The organism is Lacinutrix gracilariae, from assembly GCF_042684485.1.
GTDB lineage: Bacteria > Bacteroidota > Bacteroidia > Flavobacteriales > Flavobacteriaceae > Oceanihabitans > Oceanihabitans gracilariae.
Map to the genome: position 1 here is coordinate 259,241 of NZ_JBHULM010000011.1, position 22,216 is coordinate 281,456.

General features: G+C 31.9%; 16 protein-coding genes and 1 tRNA gene. 3 read left to right on the forward strand and 14 right to left on the reverse strand.

Annotated elements, in window-relative coordinates:
* The first annotated feature begins 73 nt into the window (after nucleotides 1-73).
* Complete coding sequence (gene fucP / locus ACFSSB_RS08320; RefSeq protein WP_379903087.1) at nucleotides 74-1,372, forward strand: L-fucose:H+ symporter permease; 1,299 nt, start codon at nucleotides 74-76, stop codon at nucleotides 1,370-1,372.
* 32 nt (nucleotides 1,373-1,404) lie between these two features.
* Nucleotides 1,405-2,556 (forward strand): alpha-hydroxy acid oxidase, encoded by a 1,152-nt coding sequence (locus ACFSSB_RS08325; RefSeq protein WP_379903090.1) that lies wholly within the window; start codon nucleotides 1,405-1,407, stop codon nucleotides 2,554-2,556.
* A 457-nt stretch (nucleotides 2,557-3,013) separates the two neighbouring features.
* On the opposite strand, the gene ACFSSB_RS08330 is transcribed toward ACFSSB_RS08325, so the two are convergent.
* The 7 genes from ACFSSB_RS08330 to ACFSSB_RS08360 form a co-directional block, all read right to left on the reverse strand.
* Nucleotides 3,014-3,086: transfer RNA gene (locus tag ACFSSB_RS08330), tRNA-Met, on the reverse strand.
* A gap of 120 nt (nucleotides 3,087-3,206) precedes the next feature.
* Nucleotides 3,207-3,389: a CPXCG motif-containing cysteine-rich protein gene (locus ACFSSB_RS08335; protein WP_379903092.1), complete on the reverse strand. Its 183-nt coding sequence runs from the start codon at nucleotides 3,387-3,389 to the stop codon at nucleotides 3,207-3,209.
* Between the two features lie 58 nt (nucleotides 3,390-3,447).
* The gene (locus ACFSSB_RS08340; RefSeq protein ID WP_379903094.1) at nucleotides 3,448-4,272 is read right to left on the reverse strand and encodes a leucine-rich repeat domain-containing protein; all 825 of its coding nucleotides are present in this window, start codon (nucleotides 4,270-4,272) and stop codon (nucleotides 3,448-3,450) included.
* 102 nt (nucleotides 4,273-4,374) lie between these two features.
* Complete coding sequence (locus tag ACFSSB_RS08345) at nucleotides 4,375-5,691, reverse strand: TolC family protein (protein ID WP_379903096.1); 1,317 nt, start codon at nucleotides 5,689-5,691, stop codon at nucleotides 4,375-4,377.
* The gene (locus ACFSSB_RS08350; protein WP_379903098.1) at nucleotides 5,681-8,878 is read right to left on the reverse strand and encodes an efflux RND transporter permease subunit; all 3,198 of its coding nucleotides are present in this window, start codon (nucleotides 8,876-8,878) and stop codon (nucleotides 5,681-5,683) included. The genes ACFSSB_RS08345 and ACFSSB_RS08350 overlap by 11 nt, the downstream gene beginning before the upstream one ends.
* 2 nt (nucleotides 8,879-8,880) lie before the next feature.
* Nucleotides 8,881-10,014 (reverse strand): efflux RND transporter periplasmic adaptor subunit, encoded by a 1,134-nt coding sequence (locus ACFSSB_RS08355; protein ID WP_379903100.1) that lies wholly within the window; start codon nucleotides 10,012-10,014, stop codon nucleotides 8,881-8,883.
* 75 nt (nucleotides 10,015-10,089) lie between these two features.
* Entirely contained in the window at nucleotides 10,090-11,997 is a 1,908-nt protein-coding gene (locus ACFSSB_RS08360; RefSeq protein WP_379903102.1) for an ABC-F family ATP-binding cassette domain-containing protein, read from the reverse strand.
* 86 nt (nucleotides 11,998-12,083) lie between these two features.
* On the opposite strand from ACFSSB_RS08360, the gene ACFSSB_RS08365 reads away from it, so the two are divergent.
* On the forward strand, nucleotides 12,084-12,470 hold the full coding sequence (locus ACFSSB_RS08365; protein WP_379903104.1) for a DUF983 domain-containing protein: 387 nt from the start codon (nucleotides 12,084-12,086) through the stop codon (nucleotides 12,468-12,470).
* 51 nt (nucleotides 12,471-12,521) lie between these two features.
* On the opposite strand, the gene ACFSSB_RS08370 is transcribed toward ACFSSB_RS08365, so the two are convergent.
* From ACFSSB_RS08370 to topA, 7 genes are all read right to left on the reverse strand, one after another.
* On the reverse strand, nucleotides 12,522-13,565 hold the full coding sequence (locus tag ACFSSB_RS08370; RefSeq protein WP_379903106.1) for an NAD(P)/FAD-dependent oxidoreductase: 1,044 nt from the start codon (nucleotides 13,563-13,565) through the stop codon (nucleotides 12,522-12,524).
* A gap of 92 nt (nucleotides 13,566-13,657) precedes the next feature.
* Nucleotides 13,658-14,557, reverse strand: a complete 900-nt coding sequence (porN, locus tag ACFSSB_RS08375; RefSeq protein ID WP_379903108.1) for a type IX secretion system ring subunit PorN/GldN — start codon at nucleotides 14,555-14,557, stop codon at nucleotides 13,658-13,660.
* A 42-nt stretch (nucleotides 14,558-14,599) separates the two neighbouring features.
* Complete coding sequence (porM, locus tag ACFSSB_RS08380; protein WP_379903110.1) at nucleotides 14,600-16,165, reverse strand: type IX secretion system motor protein PorM/GldM; 1,566 nt, start codon at nucleotides 16,163-16,165, stop codon at nucleotides 14,600-14,602.
* A gap of 49 nt (nucleotides 16,166-16,214) precedes the next feature.
* Nucleotides 16,215-16,853 carry a type IX secretion system motor protein PorL/GldL gene (porL, locus tag ACFSSB_RS08385; protein ID WP_379903112.1) on the reverse strand — a complete coding sequence of 213 codons (639 nt, stop codon included), beginning with the start codon at nucleotides 16,851-16,853 and terminating at the stop codon, nucleotides 16,215-16,217.
* A 77-nt stretch (nucleotides 16,854-16,930) separates the two neighbouring features.
* Nucleotides 16,931-18,295, reverse strand: a complete 1,365-nt coding sequence (gene porK / locus ACFSSB_RS08390; protein WP_449274555.1) for a type IX secretion system lipoprotein PorK/GldK — start codon at nucleotides 18,293-18,295, stop codon at nucleotides 16,931-16,933.
* Between the two features lie 164 nt (nucleotides 18,296-18,459).
* Nucleotides 18,460-19,629, reverse strand: coding sequence for a formimidoylglutamase (locus ACFSSB_RS08395; RefSeq protein WP_379903116.1), 1,170 nt, complete (start codon nucleotides 19,627-19,629; stop codon nucleotides 18,460-18,462).
* A 7-nt stretch (nucleotides 19,630-19,636) separates the two neighbouring features.
* Nucleotides 19,637-22,162, reverse strand: coding sequence for a type I DNA topoisomerase (topA, locus tag ACFSSB_RS08400; protein WP_379903118.1), 2,526 nt, complete (start codon nucleotides 22,160-22,162; stop codon nucleotides 19,637-19,639).
* Nucleotides 22,163-22,216 lie beyond the last annotated feature (54 nt).

A 22,216-nucleotide genomic window follows, 5' to 3' on the forward strand; every position in this document is an offset into this window, starting at 1 on the left:
AAAGCACTATTCATTTTTAGATACTAATTTGAATGGTGCTTTTTTTCTTTAAAAACAAAAAAACCAATACTAAATGACGAATTCAACAAAAGTACCAGTAGTATCTAAAGAGGTCATAATACCCTTTATACTTATTACATCTTTGTTCGCACTTTGGGGTTTTGCTAATGACATTACAAACCCAATGGTAGCTGCTTTTGCAACTGTAATGGAAATTTCTACAGCAAAAGCCGCCTTAGTACAATTAGCTTTTTATGGAGGATACGCAACTATGGCTATTCCTGCTGCACTTTTTGTTAGAAAATACAGCTATAAAAAAGGAATTATTTTAGGCTTAACACTTTACGCAATAGGTGCTTTATTATTTTTTCCAGCCGCAAAATTTGAAGTCTTCGGATTCTTTTTAGGATCACTATACATTTTAACTTTCGGATTGGCATTTTTAGAAACTACTGCAAATCCTTTTATCCTCTCTATGGGAGACGAGCGTACTGCAACCCAACGTTTAAACCTAGCTCAAGCATTTAATCCTATTGGTTCTCTTTTCGGAATGTTTGTGGCTTCAAAATTTATACTTGTTGCATTAGATTCTGATATACGAAATGCTGCTGGTGAACTTGTTTTTAACACACTAGACGAAGCACAAAAAGCCATCATTAGAACACACGATTTAGAAATAATTAGAAACCCTTATGTAATTCTTGGTTTTGTAGTTATTGCCATGTTAGTGGTAATATCTCTTACTAAAATGCCTAAAAGAACGGTTAATGAAAACCCTACTAGTGCTGCATCTTCCTTTAAAAGGTTATTTAAAAACGGAAAATACAAAGAAGGTGTTTTGGCTCAATTATTTTATGTGGCAGCTCAAATTATGTGCTGGACATTCATTATTCAATATGCTGGAAACTTAGGAATATCAAAAGCAGAAGCGCAAAACTATAACATTATTGCAATGGCTATATTTTTATGTAGTAGATTTATTAGTACCTTTTTAATGAAATATGTAAATTCAAGAAAATTACTTATGATTTTTGCATTATGCGCTATGGCAACCATGTCTGGAGTTATATTAATTGAAGGTATTTTAGGTCTCTATTTATTAGTAGCTACCTCCGCATTTATGTCTTTAATGTTCCCTACTATTTACGGAATTGCTTTAGACGGATTACGAGCAGACGACACTGCTATTGGTGCAGCTGGTTTAGTAATGGCTATTGTTGGTGGTGCTTTAATGCCTATTTTACAAGGATTAATGATAGATACAGAAAAGATAGGACCATTTTCTGGTGTTAACTTCTCGTTTATCTTGCCTTTTATATGTTTTTGCATTATCGCAATTTACGGTTATCGAACTTTAAAGATTTATAAATAAGAAAGCGTAATTAAAACTTTAGAAATTTTAATATGGAAATAAAAATAAATCCCAAATATCCATCAGTAACAGATTTAAGAAAAAGAGCGATGGTTAAAATGCCAAAATTCGCTTTTGAATACTTAGATGGTGGATGTAATGAAGATATCAATTTAGATAAGAATCGAACGGATCTTCAGAAAATTGAATTGATGCCACAATATTTATCAAAATTTGATAAATCTAATTTAAAGACAGAATTGTTTGGGCATACTTACGATGCGCCTTTTGGAATTGCGCCAGTTGGTTTACAAGGCTTAATGTGGCCAAATTCGCCAGAGATCTTGGCAAAAGCAGCTTTTAATCACAACATTCCTTTTATATTAAGTACTGTAACCACTTCTAGTATTGAACGTGTTGCAGAGTTAACAGAAGGAAAATCTTGGTTTCAACTCTATCATCCTGCTGAAGAAAAAGTAAAAAGAGATTTATTAGATAGAGCGGCGCATGCAGGCACTGATGTTTTAGTCATTCTAGCAGATGTACCAACATTTGGGTACAGACCAAGAGATGTTAGAAATGGCTTAGCAATGCCACCATCTATGAGTCTAAAAAATATTATTGAAGTTTTTAGAAAGCCAGATTGGGCTATTCAAACTTTAATACATGGACAACCAGCTTTTAAAACCATGGAAAAATATATGCCTAAAGGACTAAATTTAAAAAAATTAGGCGAATTTATGGATGCTACGTTTTCTGGTCGATTAAATGAAGACAGAATAGCTTCTATAAGAGATCAATGGAAAGGGAAATTAGTTATAAAAGGCGTTGTAAACGAAATAGATGCTCAAAAAGCGATTAATTTAGGTGTCGATGGATTAATTGTGTCTAATCATGGTGGGAGACAGTTAGATGCTGGTCAATCTTCCATTGTACCGATGACGCATTTAGCAAAAAAGTATAAGAATGAGATAAAAATCATGGTAGACTCTGGTTTACGTGGAGGTCCAGATATTGCAAGAGCAATGGCAAATGGAGCAGAATTTACATTTATGGGACGTAGTTTTATGTATGGTGTTGGTGCATTAGGAAAAGAAGGCGGAAACCATACCATTTCTTTAATGAAACGCGAATTTCAACAAGTAATGGAGCAGTTATGCTGTGAAAGAGTGGAAGATTTACCAAAACATTTAGTGACAAAATAATCTAAACATTTTATAAGCGTACATATCTTCTTATTTAGCTAAAAAGATAAATACCTCACCATTTGCCACTACAGCAAAAAAACGGGTTTAAATAAGCTTAAAAGAATGTTCTAGACCATTATAATATAATACAAAAAAAGCCTTTCAATTACTTGAAAGGCTTTTTTTATACAGTATCAAGATGCGTTTTTGTTTTTCCTGTATATTTTAAGCAAGTATTAAAGCAATAACATTTTGCTTAAAAACACAAAAACCAGACACTTTCGTATCTGTTTTTTTTAGTAGCTGGAACTGGATTCATTTTGTTGCCAAACAACAAAATGGGCCATTAAGATAGCAGCCCAATGCAATCCTAAAGCGCTTTGCGCTTTTAGGTCTTTTTATGCTTTTAAAAGTTGAAATAAATTTCACTTTTGAGCATAAAAAAACCTCTTGATTTCTCAAGAGGTTTACTTAGTAGCGGGAACTGGACTCGAACCAGTGACCTTCGGGTTATGAGCCCGACGAGCTACCTACTGCTCTATCCCGCGATGTAATATTAAAACAATTTACTTAGCTTTTAACTCTCGGTTCATAATGCCGATCAAATTGTTTCGGACTGCAAATATACAACCCTTTTTAGATAATACAAGCTTAATTATAAAAAAAAATCACTGCTCCATATTTCTTGCTTGAAAATCAGTTAGTTCTGCATGAAAAAATTCTATTTTTATTTCAATAGGATTACAACATACCTCGCAATCTTCAATATAAGTTTGTTTTGCAATGCTAGAATCTAATAACATAGATACCTCTTGCCAACAATAAGGACATGAAAAAAAGTGCTCTATCATAAAATAAAAATAGGCAAAATAAATTTTGCCTATGTAATAATTATATATGCTATGGTGATTAATCTTCTTCTGTAGCTAAAGCGGTATCTGTAGCAAAATGTAATTTCATTTGAATTTCACCTGGATTACTTTTTACAATACTAGCTATATCGTTGTTTAATTGATTACCACTAACTATTATAGTTTCTAAATTAGTAAGATTTGTTAGTTCACTTGGCAGGTTTCCTGTTAAAGCATTACTACCTATTACTAATTCTTTTAAGTTTACTAGATCTCCTAGTTCTGAAGGTATTTGTCCTTCTAATTTATTATCTATTAAACTTAATACTTCTAAATTATTTAATGCAGATATTTCTGTTGGTATATTACCTGTTAGAAAATTGCTTCCTAGTACTAAAACTTTTAAGTTTTTTAAATTCCCAATAGTTGCAGGTATATCTCCTGTAAAAGTATTACTAAATAATTCTAATACTTCAAGATTTTCTAATTGGCCTATTTCACTTGGTATATTACCATCTAAAGAATTCACAAATAATTGTAATGATTTAAGCTCTTTTAAATTAAATAAAGATGTTGGTAAGTTTCCTTCTATTTTATTAAATCCTAAGTTTATACCTTGAATATATTTTAGGTTTCCTAATTCTTGAGGAAGACTACCTTTTAAATTATTTCTGAATAAATTAATACTTACAACCTTGTCATTTTTAACAGTAACACCATACCAGGTAGTAACAGGTGTGTTTAAATCCCAAGTAGTATTCCATTGAGTACCTTGTGTACTATTATACAATGCTATTAAAGCATCTTTTTCTATTTGCGAAACATTTGCGCTTACAAATAAACTTGTAAAAAGGCATATAAAGGTTAGTTTTAATGTTTTCATTAGGAATAGATTTGGTATTAATTCTTAACGAAACTAACTCATATCAAGATAAAAAACAAATTTATTCGATGAACTGCAAGCTATAAAAATTCACTCCCTTTATTAATATGCTATATTTAACAACTCACCACTTAATTGTAAGAGTTGTAATTCGGATAATTTAGCTTGGTATTTGGCTTGATTTCTACTTAATTCTGCATTTAATAAATTTAATTGTGCTTGTCTAAATTCAATAGAATTTACTTGACCTATTTTAAATTTTTCTTGCGAACGATCAAAATTATTCTGAGCAGTAATTATATTGTTTTCTTGTACACGAAAGATGGTTAATTTGTTTTGGTAATCGTCCCAAGCATTATTAAAATCACGCTCTAAAGAAAGTAGTATTTCTTCTTTTTGAATTTCTTGACTTTCTAAAGCTATTTTAGCATTTTTTACGGTTGTTAAAGTACTACCTCCATCAAAAATATTCCAACTTAAATTAAGTCCTGCAGACAATCCTGTATTTGTAGAAACAGAAACAAAAGAAGCTGCATTATTATTGCTTTTACTCCAACCATAAGAACCTATTAAACCTAAAGTTGGTAAATAAGAAGATTTACCTAGTTTAATATCTAGCTCACTTATACGTATAGCTTTATCTGCTTGCATTAAGGCAACATTTCTAGATTTTGCTTTTTCAAACAAATCTTCTTTATTCACATCTAAAAGAAAGCTAATTTCTGTTTTTACTTGAAAATCTTCATTTAAAACATTTCCCATCACCAAGTTTAAATCACGCTTGGTATTGTTTAATTGTTGCTTGGTGTTTATTAAATTTATACTATCGTTATTAATATCTACTTCTGCGTTTAACACTTCTAATTTTGTGTTTTGGCCATATTCAAATTGATATTCTGAACGCACTAACCTATCTTTAGAAATATCTAAAGTTTGCTTAAAAGTGGTTGCGTTTTCTGTAAGCTGTGCTACATTATAATAAATAGTAAAAAGTTCAATTATTGTATTTTCTATGGTTTCACGAGCTTGTAACTCTGAAAGTTGGTATTGTTCTTTTAAGCTTTTGTAATTGTATTTTCTTCCTAAGCCATCAAATAAAGTGTAGCTAACATCTATAGATGCATTGTAACGATCACTTTCTGCTCCATTTAAGTTGGTAACATCACCTGAAGAAAATTCAGATTCATTATTATCTAAACTATAGGTTGCTCCTGCACTACCTGTTACTGTTGGTAAATATCCAGAATTATAAATACTGGTATTATTTTCTGATACTTCTACGTTTTTATTTGCAACTTTAATTCCGAAGTTATTATCCAGCGTGTACTTTACCGCATCTTCTGGACGTAGTTCTTGTTGTGCTTTACAAGTACTCCATCCTAGAATAAAGCAACATAATGTGATTATTTTAGTGTTCATTTTCTTCCTTTTGTTCTTTAATAGCGCGTTCTACTTCTTCTTTTGTCACCTTATTTCCTGTAGCTAACCATTTTGTTTTTTGTTTAATGGTATTGCTAAAAGATAAAAACAATGGTAAGACTAAAAGCGTTAAAATGGTAGCATAAGCAATACCAAAAGATATAGAAATTGCCATAGGTTTTAAAAATTGTGCTTGTCTACTTTTTTCTAAAAGTAAAGGAGCCAAACCTGCAATAGTGGTTAGAGAGGTTAAGAAAATAGCTCTAAATCTAGATTTACCAGCATCTAATAATGCTTCATCAAATTTTAAGCCTTCTCTTAGGTTGGTATTAAATTTACCAATAAGCACCAAACCATCATTGACCATAATACCTATTAAGGCTATAATACCTAAAAGGGATAATATATTTACCGAAAAACCAAGCATCCAGTGTCCCCAAGCTACTGCTGTAAGACTAAAAGGCACTAATAAAATTAGTAAAATGGGTTGACTATAGCTTCTAAAGGTGAAAGCAATTACTATATAAATAAGAAATAAAATAGGCCATCCTGCTTTACTTAAAGAGCTCATTAACTTATCTTTTTCTCTATTTTGACCTTCATAAGAAGCAGAAATAGTTGGATATTTAGATTGTAACTCTACCATAGTTACATTTTTTATATCGTCTAAAATATCTGTAGTACTTGTATTTGGGTCTTTTAAATCTGCCGAAACTTGAATTTCACGTTGCCCTTCTAGATGGTTAATAGCAACATCACCTCTTTCTATAGAATAAAAAGCAATATCTTTAAGCGTTACGCGCTCTCCTGTAGGAGTCACAATTCGCATTTCGTCTAGATCGTTAATAGAAGCTCTATTGGTTCTATCATAACGTACCCAAACTTTAATTTCATCCTGACCACGTTGAAAGCGTTGTGCTTGTGTACCAAAAAAACCAGAACGTACTTGGCTCATCACTGTACTTAAATTTAAGCCTAATAAATAAGCGCTTTCTTTAAGTTGAATACGTATTTCTTTAATACCTGCAGGATCATTATCTTCAACATCCTTTAACAGAGGGTTGCTTTCTAAAACTTGTTTTAACTCTATTTTAGCAGCTTTTAACTCTTCTATATTATTTCCTAAGAGGGAAACCGAAACAGGACTACCTCCAAAATTACCTCCAGAACCAAATATTAAACGCTCTGTACCAATTACGGGACCAACTAATTCGCGCAACCTATTTGCTACTAAAGAAGATTTTATGGCATCTGGTCTTTCTTCTCCTGGTAATAAGTTTATTTGTAAACTAGCACTAGAACTACTATTTATATTTAAAATGGTGTTTTCAAAAAGTTGTTTATCGGTACCTTTTAAATATTTTTCGGTTAACTCTTGATTTACAATAAACGATTTTTCTTCTATCATAGAAATAATAGAATCTGTAACTTTTTCATTAGTACCATTCGGCATGTCTAACGATATAGAAACAGCATCACTTGCTACAGAAGGAAACATAGTCATACCAATGACACCTCCACCAATAGAACCAAAAGTTAAAATTAACAAGGAAACAAAAATACCTAGAGAGAATAATTTAAAGTTTAAAACAAATGTAATTGCTGGTGTATATACCTTGTCTCTTAAAAAATTCATGAAGTTATCTCCAGCTTTGTTTATTACACGCATTTTAGAAAAAAACTGCTTTATTTTAGAAGGGTTTTCTTCAACAACTTGCTGTTTTAATGCTTTAGAGTGGGCTAAATGGGCAGGAAGAATAATTAAAGCTTCAACCAATGAAACTACTAAGGTTAAAATTACAATTACAGAAACTTCACCAAAAAACTCCCCTATTCTACTATCTAAAAACAAGAATAATGAAAAGGCTAAAAGGGTTGTGATAATGGCAGAAACTACTGGTGGAATTACTTCCATAGTACCATCTATAGCTGCTTGAATTGGCGATTTTCCTTTTTCGTAATGTTGGTAAATATTTTCGGCAATAACAATACCATCATCTACTAATATTCCGATAACGATAATCATTCCGAAGAGCGATAACACGTTAATTGTAACATCAAACTGTCCTGCAAAAATAAACATTCCTAAAAACGAAATTGGCAATCCGAAGGCTACCCAAAACGCCAAACGTGTGTTTAAAAAAACCGATAAAAATAACAAAACCAACAGCATACCTACAATGGCATTTTCGGTTAATAAATCGGTACGTTGGTTAAGTGTTTTAGACAAATCTCTAACTACATCTAACTGTACATTATTATGTTTTTGGTTATAAGTTTCTATATAGTCTTTTACATTATCTGCAGAACTTATTAAGTCTTCAGAATTTGTACTAGTAATAGAAATGTTTAAGGCTAATTTTTGATTAAAATACGTGGCGTTTGGAGTTTCTGAAAAACGATCACGAATTACAGCAACATCTTTTAAACGTACCACTTTACCATCATTAGAAGCTTTTACTACAATATTAGAAAGCTCATCACCATAATACGAACGGTTATTGGCACGAATAAGATATTCTTCGGCATCTGTTTTAATGGTTCCTCCTGTGGTTAAAATATTAGAAGTACTAACCGCTTGTGAAACCTCACTAAAGGTAATATCATAAGCAAGTAAACTGGTTTCATTTACTGCTATTTCAATTTCTTCATCTGGATAACCAGAAATTGTTATTTGCGAAATACCATCAATGGCTCTCAAATCATTTTCAACCTGCCTACCAATTTGTTTTAAAGTGGCTAAGGGAATGTTTTCACCACTTAAAGCAAAGGAAATGGTTTCTCTTACTGCTTCTTGTTTCGCTACTACTAAAGGCTCCATACCTGAAGGAAAGGAAGGCACGCGATCTACCGCATTTTTAACCTCTAATAGCATGAAATCTATATTCTCTCCTTTTTCAATTTCTACAGTAATGGTTCCGCTATTTTCTTTTGAAACCGAAGTTACTCTATCAATACCTTTTAAACCTTTTAAATTATCTTCTATTTGAAGCACAATACCTTCTTCAATTTCTTGAGGCGATGCTCCTGGATAAGCTATACTTATCGTTATAATTTTAGAATCTGTTAACGGAAAGAATGAAGATTTTAGTGATAATACACCAATAACTCCAAAAAGAATAAAAGCTATAATAAAAATATTAACAGCTACGTGATACCTAATAAAATATTCTATGAGTTTTCTCATGCTTACTGCTGGTCTTTAGTAACTGGTTTATCTTGAAAAGGCTTCACTAACATTCCTGCATATGCACCAGGAACTGCTTTTTTAAGTATAATGCTTCCGTTGGGTACATTTTTTAAAACCACTTTAGTATCTGAAAAATATACAGGTTTTACATCTATAACATCTAACAAACTATCTTTTACCACAAAGATTTGTTGGTTTTCTAACAACAGGTTTCTATCAATTTCAATAGCATCCTTTTCTTGTTTTGCATTTAAATTTGCTTCTAAATACATTCCTTCTTTTAGGTTTGCATCTTTAACCTCTATATATGCTGTAATGGTTTGTGTGGTTGCGTCTATACTTCCGTTTACACGTGTTACTTTTCCTGTATAAGTTTCCGTTTTATCTAAATTATTTAACGCAACATCTTCACCGACTTTTAACAGGTTTGCATAGGTTTTGCTAATGGCTACTTCCATTTCATAAACAGAAGGGTCAATATACTCTCCTAATTTTTGTCCGCTTCTAATTAAAGTTCCTTCGGTTACCAATGCCTCGGTTAAAATACCAGAAAAAGGAGCAGAAATCGTGTATTTAGCTAAACGTTGCTCTAGGTTTTTTACATTATAATAGTTAGACACAATACTTCTTCCTGTAATGAAAAAGTTTTCCTTATCGGAAGTCATTTCAGGTAGTTTTGGTGTTGTTTTATTTAAATTGAAATTGGTAAGATAATTTTGCCATTTATCAAACACATCAGGAAAATCTAGACGTAAATCTGGCATAATTGCAGCAATAGAATTATACAAGTTACTTTTTGAAGATTGTACACTTGCATAATATTCTGAAGCATCGATTTTTATTAAACTCTGTCCTGCTTTATACTCTTGTCCTGGTTTAAACAATTTGCTACCAGGTTTAAAAACCCCTTGTACCTCTGCATAAATTTCTAATCTACGTTTTGCTTCTAGGTTACCATTTGCAGCAATAACTATTGGTATAGTTGCATTCTGAATAGTATCTGTAAAAACCGTTTTTACAACTTTTGCTTGTACAGGTTTAGGTTTATTTTTATCTGCTATTAATTTTTTAGCAAATAGAAAAGAGGCTACTATTACTAGAACACCTATAATAGATAGTATAATATTACGCATTGGTTTAGTTTTGTTGTTAGACTGCAAAACTATACTTTTGTTTAACCGCAAAACGTTAAAAAAAACCCAAATTAATTAGGCGTAATCTTCTAGTTTTAAAGTTATATCTTCCCAGTCTTCCATTAATTGTACTAATTTATCCTTTTTTTCTTGATATGCATCAAAAAAGCCTGGTTTAGAAGCTACTTCGTCATAATTTACAGCTAGCTCTACATCTATTTCTTTAATTTCTTTTTCTAACTGGCTAATTTTAGACTCGATATTACTCAATCTGTTGTTTAAAGATTTTAATTTCTTTTGTTCTTCGTAAGATTGTGTTTTCTTTTCTTTAGGAGCAGATTTTACAACAGTACGTTTTTCTACTTCTCTTAAATTCTCCACATTACGCTGCTCTAAGTAATAGTCTACATCACCTAAATATTTTTTTAATTTTTCGTCTTTAAATTCATAAACCGTATCTGTTAAGCCTTGTAAGAAATCACGATCATGCGACACTAGAATTAAAGTACCTTCAAAACGTTGTAATGCATCTTTTAAAACGTTTTTAGATTTAATATCTAAGTGATTGGTAGGCTCATCCATAATAAGCACATTAAAAGGTTGTAACATTAGTTTTGCAAGAGCTAAACGGTTACGTTCACCTCCAGAAAGCACTCTTACATATTTTTCTGCTTCTTCACCACGAAAAAGAAAAGAACCTAGAATATCTCTTACTTTACTTCTATTGGTTTCATTAGCAGCATCAATCATGGTATCTAAAACGGTTTTATTACCATCTAAATATTCTGCTTGATTTTGTGCAAAGTACCCTATTTGTACGTTATGCCCTAGTTTTAGGTTTCCGTCGTGTTGTAAGTCGCCAACCAATATTTTAGCCAAAGTAGATTTACCTTGTCCGTTTTGCCCAACAAAAGCTGTTTTCTCATTACGTTCAATCATTAAACTAACTTCAGACAGTACTTGGTTGTCTCCGTAGTTTTTTGAAATCTTATCTGCTTCAACCACTACTTTACCAGGTGTAACAGATACCGGAAAGTTTAATGTCATGACGCTATTATCATCTTCATCTACTTCAATTCTATCAATTTTATCTAGCTTTTTAATAAGCGATTGCGCCATAGTCGCCTTACTAGCTTTAGCTCTAAATTTTTCTATTAGCTTTTCGGTTTGCTCAATTTGCTTTTGTTGATTTTTTTGAGAAGCTAATTGCTGTGCTTTAATTTCATTTCTAAGCACTAGGTATTTAGTATATGGTTTAGGATAATCGTAAATTCTTCCTAAAGAAATCTCTATTGTTCTGTTAGTAACATTATCTAAAAACATTTTATCATGCGATACTATAACTACAGCTCCTGTATAATTTTTTAAAAACCCTTCTAACCAAATAATAGACTCAATATCTAAGTGGTTGGTTGGCTCATCTAACAATAGCAAATCATTGTTTTGTAATAATAGCTTTGCTAACTCAATACGCATACGCCAACCTCCAGAAAAAGTATCTGTTAGTTTATTAAAATCTTCACGTTTAAAACCAAGACCTTGTAATATTTTTTCTGTCTCTCCTTGGTAGTTGTATCCTCCTATTATTTCATATTGGTGTTGCAAATCATTAAGATCTACCATGATTTGATGGTATGCTTCACTTTCGTAATCTGTACGCTCAACAAGCTGTGTATTTATATCTTCTAACTGAGCTTCTATTTTTTTAATTTCTGTAAAAGCTTGGTAAGATTCTTCTAGTACTGTTCTACCTAAAACAAAGTCAATGTCTTGTTTTAAAAACCCAATTTTTAAATCTTTATCTGTTGCAATTTGCCCAGAATCTGGTTCAAACTCTTTAGATAATATTTTAAGCATGGTAGATTTTCCTGCACCATTTTTTCCTATTAAACCAACACGATCGCCCGAATTTAATTTAAAAGTAATTTCTTCGAATAAATATTCGCCTTGAAATGAAATCGATAGATTGTGTATATTAAGCATAGTTTGGTAACAATTGTTACTTTTATTTAATAATAAAAAGTTAATTTTGTTTTATAAAATTAATCCACAAAAGTACATAAAATATTATGTTTTATAAAGACTCTAAGTTATATAGTATTCTTACTGGAGCTTGCCCTAAGTGTCACCAAGAATCTATGTACACGGATAAAAACCCATATCATTTATCTAAGACTTTAGAAATGAATGAGGAATGCTCACATTGTCATACTAAATACCAAATAGAACCGTCTTTTTTTTACGGAGCTATGTATGTTAGTTATGCTGTAGGTGTAGCTTTTGCTGTTGCTGCTTTTGTTATAAGCGCTGTATTTTTTGATGCATCAAGACATTACGTCTTTATTTCTATTATTGGAACATTAGTAGTTTTTGCTCCTGTAATCATGCGATTATCTAGAAATATTTGGATCAACTTTTTTGTGCATTATGACAAAAATTTAGTGAAGAAAAAATAATCATTAGTCTTATACTATACATCTATAAGATACCTAGTAAAGTAGAGACTACTAATTAAATCTTGCAATATCAATATCTCTTTCTAAAGGAGTGTTATTTTCTATATTATTAAAAAGCTGTTTAGCTACATAAGGAGCTATCATAACTCCTCTAGTACCTAAACCATTAAGCACGTACATATTTTTAAAACTTTCATGTCTACCTACAAGCGGTCTTCTGTCTGTAACTGTTGGTCTGATACCAGCAACTTGATGTACCACCTTAAAATCACATTTTAAAAAGGTTTTCAGCTTTTTTAAAAGTAACTCTTTAGCCTCTATAGTAATATTGTTTGTTTTGTCTTTCCAATCATAAGTTGCACCAACAGTATACAAATCATTACCAATAGGAATTAAAAACACACTGGATTTTAAAACAAAATCTATTTTTAAATCTGGAGCATGTATAGTCAATAATTCGCCTTTCACTTCTTTTAATGGAAGATCTTGAAAGTACTTATTTTTCTTTACACCAAAACCTTCAGCAAAAATTATATGCTTTGCTGTGATCTGATTATAGGTAATCTCATCCTCGTTAATAATTAAGGCATCATAATTAAAACTTTCTTCAAGTAATTGATTGTTTTCTATTAAATGCTTCTTATAGGATTCTATTAGTAACTTAGTATCAATTCTTCCGGTTTCTAAAACTTTACCAAAACCAAAATTAGCATCTATAGCTTGATTTGTGTTTTTAAGGATAGAAGTAGAAAGGTAATTTGCTAATTCTGGCTTATCTGATGCTGTAAACCAATCATTTTGTTCTTCTACAGAAGTAAAACGTCTATATACAGGAGTTTTATGGTCTAAAACAACATTTAATTCCTGTTCTAGCTTATGGTATATAGGTAGTGCAAGTTGCAGCTGCTCTTTGCTTTTCCATACCGAAGTAAAGCGTTTTAAAACTACAGGATTATATAATCCTCCTGCAACTACAGAAGATTGTTGTGAGGTATCATCTAATACCACAAAAGATTTATTATGTGCTTTTAATTGTTCACAGAAATGCACTCCTGCTAAACCACAACCTACTATAATATAGTCTACATGTTTCATAAGGGTAAAAGTAATATAAAAAAAGATTTCCACCTTAGTGGAAACAAAAAACGCCCACTAAAAGTGGGCGTTTAAATTATATAAAAATGTGATTAATAAGACCACATGTCCATTTCAAAGTTTCTGATTTTATCTTTAATTCTATCAGATTCTAATAATTGCATTAAAGCATTTTCTGTAATATATTCATCTACTGTTCTATCTCCAAAAACGTTTTCTTCTTTATAAACATAGCCGTTAAAACGTCTAGAGTTTAAGATATGATCGTATGAAAATGGTACAGCACTGTTTTTATTGTTAAATGCTTTAGCTTCATGTAAAACCTCTCTTGCGTCTGGAAAGAATATCCAATATAAAGGGTTTGGTTCTTTATTTTCTTCGTCATCACTATCAATAAAGTTTACATCTGGTGCTGCTGGAGCAAGACCTAATAATCTAAATTTAAGTTCACCTTGACGTTTATCAAAATACCAAAGACCTTTAATTAAATATGCACTTACATCATAAGAAGCGATTTCTCTTTTTGTAATATATTCTGGGTCTACGTAACCATCTGCATTTAATTGATCATAACCAATATCTAAAGTATCTACTTTACTAGTTATATCTTTTAAATCTTTTAGACTACGTTTCGCAGTAAAATAAGAATCATCATATACATTTTCTATTTTACCTTCTTTGATAGCTTTTGTTAAAACATCATATAAAGAACGTCTATTGCTTCCAATGTTATTGGTATCTACAGGATAGTATAACGGAAAGTTTACACGTTCATCTAAAACCACTTTTTCCCAAGTCATTTTAGAGTACATAATGTCTCTATCATCTACGTAACCATATTCTAATGGTTTATCGTTATCTACTGCTTTTTGTGCTTCTGTTCTAACTCCTATTTCTTGAGGTGTTTTTGCATTTAAAATATTTGCTTGCGAAAACCCTGTAGTTGTTAGTGCTACACTAAAAATGGTTAATAAAAAAGATTTATAATTCATCTTACAATAATTATTTTTAATTAATACTACTATAAAGTTGGTTTAGTTAGATAACTCTATAATAATTGGTGCTGCTGGCTTAATTCTTGGTCCATTACTTTTTGATTTAATATCAAATATTTGAACTGCAGAACCACGTTTAGCTTTACGTAAAGCAGCTTTAGCTTGTGAATTAAGTCTGTTACCTGAACAAGTTACACTTGGTGAACCAGGAACTTTAAACTTAAATGATGTTACTGTTAAAGGTAAATCGAAATCAAAGTCTTCTAAAACAGCTTCCACTTTACCAATCTCTACGTTGTTTCTTGGTAATGAGAATTGTCCTGTTTTACCTACCATTTGACCAGAAGGCTTAGGAATATCTTTAATTCTGAATGTTTTACTATCTCCAACAGATTTACCATCGTCTAATTTAGCAGTTACGTTAATAGTAACTTTGCTACCAGTTGTTGGTACCATGTTGTATTTACCTGTTCCAGAACCTCTAGTTAAACCAGCTCCAGTTGCAGATACTTTATTATCAGGTACACCAGCAAAAGAAATAGTCATTGGGTTGTTTACACCACGATATACAACATTCATTTTGTCTGCTGAAATAGTTGCTGAGTTAGGTCTTGGTACTACTACGTAGTTCGCTTCGATAGGAATTGGTAATTCTTTACCATTTTCAATAAAAGTAAACTGACCGTCGATAGTATGTTCTCCAACATTACCAACATTGAAATCTAATTTTGCAGCTCCAGTTGAATCGATAGCTGTAGATAAATCAATCTCCTGACCTTGAACAACTAATTTTGTAGGTGGTACGTTAGCGTATTTACCAATTACTACTCTACCTTGGAATTTTTCTCCTGCAAAGAATGCAGATTTATCAGCTAATACAATTGCTTTATAGTTATTTAAAGTAGTAGCTTCTGTTAATGTTTTCCCTAAGAATAGGTTATACATATTAGCTTCTGTTACTTTAACATCATTTTGCATTGCAGTTAACTTTGTGTAAGATGCAATTGCTGGAAACCCTTGAAAGTTATAGTTTAACCAATCAATTTTCTTACCATCCTTGTTTAATACTTTTTCAGTACTAAATGTTTTTTCAAAAGATTCAGCAGCTCCTCTGTATGATTCGTCTGTTGCTAAAACTTTTTGAACTTCAGATTTATAAAGGTTGATTTGATCCATTACTTCTTGACCTTTTTTAGTTAAACGGTCACCAGTAAACCAAGCTTCGTCAAGAATATCTGTTTTATCCATTGATTCAAAAGGTAATTTACCAGTTTTAGGATCTACTTTATATTGACCTGCTTTAATTAAATCATTCTTTATAGTTTCGATATATTTAAAAAATTTATCTGAAGCTATTTGAATTTGTTGTGCTCTTGCTGCTGGTACTTTAAATTCTTCAGGTTTTTCTTCTCCTTTAGTTATTAAATCTCCTAGCAATGCTTCATTTCTATTTGCTGTAGCCTCATTAGAGTCTGCAAATTTAGCTTCCATCAATCCGAATGCTGAAAGTACTTCTTTTGACATATTCATAGCCATCATTGCGATGAATACTAAATACATCAAGTTAATCATTTTCTGCCTTGCAGATGCTTTTCCTCCTGCCATTTTTAATTAGTTTTTATTGGTTAAAATATTAGTTAATAACAAATACTAATTAGTTTTTGTTCATTGCAGAAAGCATTCCACCATATACTCCGTTTAAAGAAGATAAGTTTGAAGCTAAAGATTGCATTTGCTCTTTTAATTTTGAAGCGTTTTCAACAGCTTCTTCGTTAATAGATGCTTGCTTAGAAGCGCTTTCCATTTGTACTTTATAAAGACTGTTTAACGATTCCATTTGTGCAGCAGCTAAAGACATTTCTTCGCTGTATTTCTTTTGAGCAGCAATACTGTCTACTGTAGGAGAGATTCCTTTAGCAGCTCCTTCAAAGTTTTTAATGCTAGTTCCTAAGCTTGCCATTAACTCACCATCAATTTTAGCTTCTTTTAATAAGTTGTCTAATTTTTTTGAAAGTAAACCTTCTGCTTCTTTAGGTTCTTCTTTTTTCAATTTTTTAGCACCTGTAGAAGCACCTCCTGCTAATTCAGGGTATACTAAAGACCAATCTAAATCTCCAGCTTGTTTTTCGAATGCAGAAATTGTAAATACTAAAGCTTCCACAATCATACCTAAAGTTAGGATTTCTGAACCATAAGGCCAGTGTTGAATTTTAAATAGAGCTCCAACAATTACAATTGCTGCTCCTAATCCATAGACCATATTCATTGTTGAAAGTTTTCCTTTTTGTGCCATAATTTAATGTTTTTAAGTATTTCTACTTTTTTAGTTGATTATTGTTAATAATTAATTTGGTTAGTTTCTATTTTAGGTTATCTAGCATTTGCTGTAACATCTGTTCCCATATAATCTTGAACAGTTCTAAATCCAATGTAACTTCTTGCAGAATCTGCATATTCATAGTCTCTTGAACTTACTTGTAAATAATAAGCAACATCTTTCCAAGATCCTCCTCTAACAACTTTACGTTGGTTATTTACATCGTTTACACTAGGGTTTATTGTTGATACGTATTCATAAGAACTAGGATCATAAGATGCGCTAACCCATTCTGAAACGTTTCCAGCCATGTTATATAAGTTAAAGTCATTTGGCTCATACGATTTAGCTTCTACAGTGTATAAAGCTTGATCTGCAGCATAATCTCCTCTTAACGGTTTAAAGTTTGCCATAAAACAACCTCTATCGTTTTTAGCATAAGGTCCACCCCAAGGAAAAGTTGCTCCTTGTAAACCTCCTCTTGCAGCATATTCCCATTCTGCTTCAGATGGTAATCTGTATTCATTAACGTATTGTAAGTTTTTCTCTTTTCTGTATGCGTTGTGGTATAAAGTTCTCCACTCACAGAATGCTTTTGCTTGTTGCCAAGAAACTCCTACTACAGGATATTCTCCGTAAGCATCATGCCAGAAATAGTCATTGTGCATTGGCTCATTGTAAGAGTATGCAAAATCTCTAATCCAAGCAGTAGTATCTGGATAAATCTCAACAGCTTCTGTAATTAAAAACTCAGATCTCTTTTTTCCTTTATTACTAACTCTTGCTGCTTTTTCAATATCCATGTATGTATATTGAAATTTGAATTTTGAAACATCCCAAGTTCGTTGTCCGTTGTAAGACTCTTCAATAGGTAAATACATAGTATCCATTACCTCTACATAATACTCATCTGGATATTCTGCAGTATCAAAAATTAAATCTACATCGTGATTTAGTTTTCTACCTTCATAACCAGTTTCACCCATACCACTGTAGTTGTCATACATATATTGCTCATATGCATTCATATTTTCTGGATCTGCATCTTTAAATGCAAATTCACCAATACCACCATCTCCTGGAGTTGCTCCTACTTCATCTGCTAATATTGCAAGTTTTGTTCTAATAGTAGAATCTCTTACCCATTGAACAAACTGACGATATTCACTATTTGTGATTTCAGTTGCATCCATATAGAACGATCTTACTGTTACCGTTTTAGTTGGTGCATCTTGTATTCCAGCTAAATCATCATCAGATTTACCCATAATAAATGCTCCTCCTGGTATTAATTCCATACCATATGGCTTTTCAGGATGCCACTTCTTTCCTTTAACACCAACTAGCTGTCCTCTGTCACCAGATCCACAACTTGAAAGGAATGCTAAAACTACTGTTAATAAGAGAAAATTCTTCATATTCATTGAAAACTCGAGGTTAATTATTCTGTGCTCAAAATTTAAGAGCGTAAACATATTTATATATTTTTTAAAAAACAACTTTTTTGTGAAAAAAAAATACGGTTCGTCGTAAAAATAAAACATTTAAACGACAAAACTATAATTTTAACACGTTAAAACAGTTATACGCAATTCTTCTGAAATGCTTTATACCAACGCTCGGGTAAAATATTGTTACAAGCGTCTATATAATCTTGGTGCATGCAAGGTAATAACGTATGTCTTTTTAATTTATTATTCATTTCATTTAAAAAAGGAATTTCTATCCACCATCTACCTGTTTTAATACTTTTATAAAAGATTAAATCTTGGTCATCTATTAGTGTAATAAATTTCTGATAGTTATTTTCATTCTTAAAATCACCATCATCACTAACTCTACAATTTACACCTTCTATAAAGTACCATATAATTTGCGAAATAAGCATTGCTGTTATTTCATCGTCTTTAGATGGTTTGTATTCCCATATACCTAAAGAGGTTACTTTATTGCTTATTCCTGCGTATCTAGAAATAGCACAAATTTCTTTACCATCTAAACCATTTGGTGAATCTTTTTGTTTTAAACTCACCTCTGAAGACTTGACAGCTCGTAAGTCTATACTTACAATATTAGCGTCACGCATTACAGGTTCTACAATGGTAATGTCATTAGAAACCTCTCCTAAACGATAGGCGTCAAAGTACAACTTTTCCATCAAATCTATCTCTTCTTGCGAATTAAAATAAGTTTGATAACCAATTGCAGAATAATTAAAAAGGTTAAATGGCTGGTCTAGAATTATTTTACCTACAAAACTTGTGTTTTTAATAGGTTTTGCAGAATCTCCTAAATCGAATTTAGAATCTACATTAACAACATTAACCATTGGTATAATATTGTCGTAAGCACGATAATTGGCGTATGTTAAATCTTGGCTTCCTCCTAAAATTATAGGAATCACTCCTTTTTGCACTAAAATAGCAATGGTAGTTTTAAGTGCAAAGTAAGTATCTTCTACAGACTCTCCTTTATTGATGTCACCTAAATCTGCAATAATAGTATTCCAACTACCAGGAAAAAGGGCATAGAAAGATTTACGTATTTCGTTTAAATTGAAATCTTCTCCTATATAATTAACATCATTTCTAGTTTCAAGCACACCTATAATAGCAAGCTGTACTCCTTCTAGATCAGGAACTCCTTGTTGTTTAGAATGTATTTTTAATTTTCGACCTAAAGCTTGTTCTGGCAATAATTCATTGTGCGCTAAAACGATATCTGAAACTGGTGAAAGAAAATTAAAATTCATGTACTACTTATTTCTTTTTTGCGGTTGTTTTCTTCTTTGCAGTCGCTTTTTTCTTAGCTGGTGCTTTTTTCTTTGCGGCTTTCTTTTTAGGCGCATTTTTTTCGATGATATCTTTAACTTCTTCTAAAGTTAAAGCTGCAGCATCTGTTGTTTTTGGCATTTCAATCTTTACCTTACCTTGTATGATATTGAATCTTCCCCAACGTGCTTTTTCTACACGTATTCCTTCTTCTTCCCAGTTATGAATAACCTTATCAATTTCTTTTTGAATCTTGGTTTCAATCAATTCTACAATATCTGCATCAGATAGATTATCCCAATCGTATTTTTTATTTACATTAATAAACATATCGTTCCATTTAATAAATGGACCGAAACGCCCTTTTCCTTTTTGCACTGGTAAATCTTTATAATGATAAATTGGTGCATCTGCTTTTTGTTTTTCTTTTATTAAAACAATAGCGTCATCTAATTCTACATTTAAAGGATCTGTACCTTTTGGTAAGGAAACATATGCTTTACCAAATTTAACATAAGGTCCAAAACGACCATTATTAACCTGTACTTCTTCGCCTTCATAAGTTCCTAAATCTTTAGGAAGCTTAAACAAGTCCATAGCCTCTTCAAAAGTAATAGTACCTAATTGTTGGTCTGGACCTAAACTAGCATAGGTTGGTGTTTCTTCATCATCTGGTTCTCCCATTTGCACCATTGGTCCAAATTTACCCAAACGTACACTAATACGTTTTCCGGTTTTAGGATCTTTTCCTAAAATACGTTCTCCAGATTCTCTTTCGGCATTTTCTTGAACGTCTGTTACTATTGGATGGAACGTTTTATAAAAAGATTTCATCATCTTTTTCCAGTCTTGCTTTCCTTCTGCTATATCATCAAATTGGTTTTCTACTTTAGCTGTAAAATTGTAATCTAAAATACTTTCAAAATGATTCACTAAAAAGTCGGTAACAATCATACCAATATCTGTTGGTACTAATTTCCCCTTGTCTGACCCAACTTTTTCAGTAAGCATAACGTCTTTTACACTTCCACTTTTTAAAGTTAGTTGTGTATACTCGCGCTCTACACCATCAATAGTACCTTTTTCTACATAGTTTCTGTTTTGAATAGTAGAAATAGTTGGTGCATATGTAGATGGTCTACCAATACCAAGTTCTTCTAGTTTCTTCACTAAAGAAGCCTCAGTAAATCTTGCTGGTGGTCTTGTGTAACGTTCTGTTGCAGTGATGTAATTATTTAAAAGAGTTTCGTTTACTTTCATTGCAGGCAACATACCATCTTGCTCTACCTCTTCATCATCTGTACCTTCTAAATATACTTTTAAGAATCCATCAAATTTAATAACCTCTCCATTAGCTGTAAAGATTTCACTAGTTTTTGAAGATTCAATTTTTACATTGGTACGCTCTAATTGCGCTTCGCTCATTTGCGATGCTATAGCACGTTTCCATATTAAATCATACAATCTTGCTTGATCTCTTTCAATATCTACAGAGTGTGTTGCAAAATTTGTAGGACGAATAGCCTCGTGTGCTTCTTGAGCACCTTTGGATTTTCCTTTATAGTTTCTTGGTTTGCTGTATTTTTCACCATAAGCACTTTCAATTTCTGCTTGCGCTCCTTTTCTTGCTTCATCAGATAAGTTTACACTATCTGTTCTCATATAAGTAATTAAACCCGCTTCATATAGACGTTGTGCCATATTCATGGTTTTACTTACCGAAAAATATAATTTTCTTGCTGCTTCTTGTTGTAAAGTAGATGTTGTAAAAGGTGCTGCTGGTGATTTTTTAGCAGGTTTTTTTTGTAAATCTGCCACCTTAAAATCTGCCGCTGCATTACTTTCTAGAAACGCATAGGCTTCTTTTTTAGAAGTAAAATTCTTTGGTAGTTTTGCTTTAAAAGATTGTCCTTCTTCATTAGAAAACTCAGCATCTATTCTATAAGATGCTTCGGCTTTAAATTCTTGAATTTCTCTTTCTTTTTCAACAATTAGTCGTACAGAAACCGATTGTACACGTCCTGCTGAAAGTCCTCCTTTTACTTTACGCCATAAAACAGGAGAAAGCTCATAACCTACAATTCTATCTAACACTCTACGTGCTTGTTGAGCATCTACTAAATGATAGTCAATACTTCTAGGGTTTTCTATTGCTTTCTGTATTGCTGTTTTAGTAATTTCATGAAAAACAATACGTTTTGTTTTTTCTTTATCTAGTTTTAGAGTTTCTGCTAAATGCCATGCTATTGCTTCTCCTTCACGATCCTCATCACTAGCTAGCCATACAATATCTGCTTTTTTTACTAGGTCTTTAAGCTTTTTTACAACTGCTTTTTTATCTTTTGATACTTCATATTTAGGATTAAAATCACCATCTACATCTACCCCTAATTCTTTAGAAGGTAAATCTGCAATATGCCCAAAGCTAGACTCTACTTTATAATCTTTTCCAAGAAATTTTTCAATAGTTTTTGCTTTTGCAGGTGACTCTACGATAACTAAATTCTTCGCCATATTTCTATTTTTTCAGAGTGCAAAGGTATGCGAAAAAAAATTCACGTGCCTAAT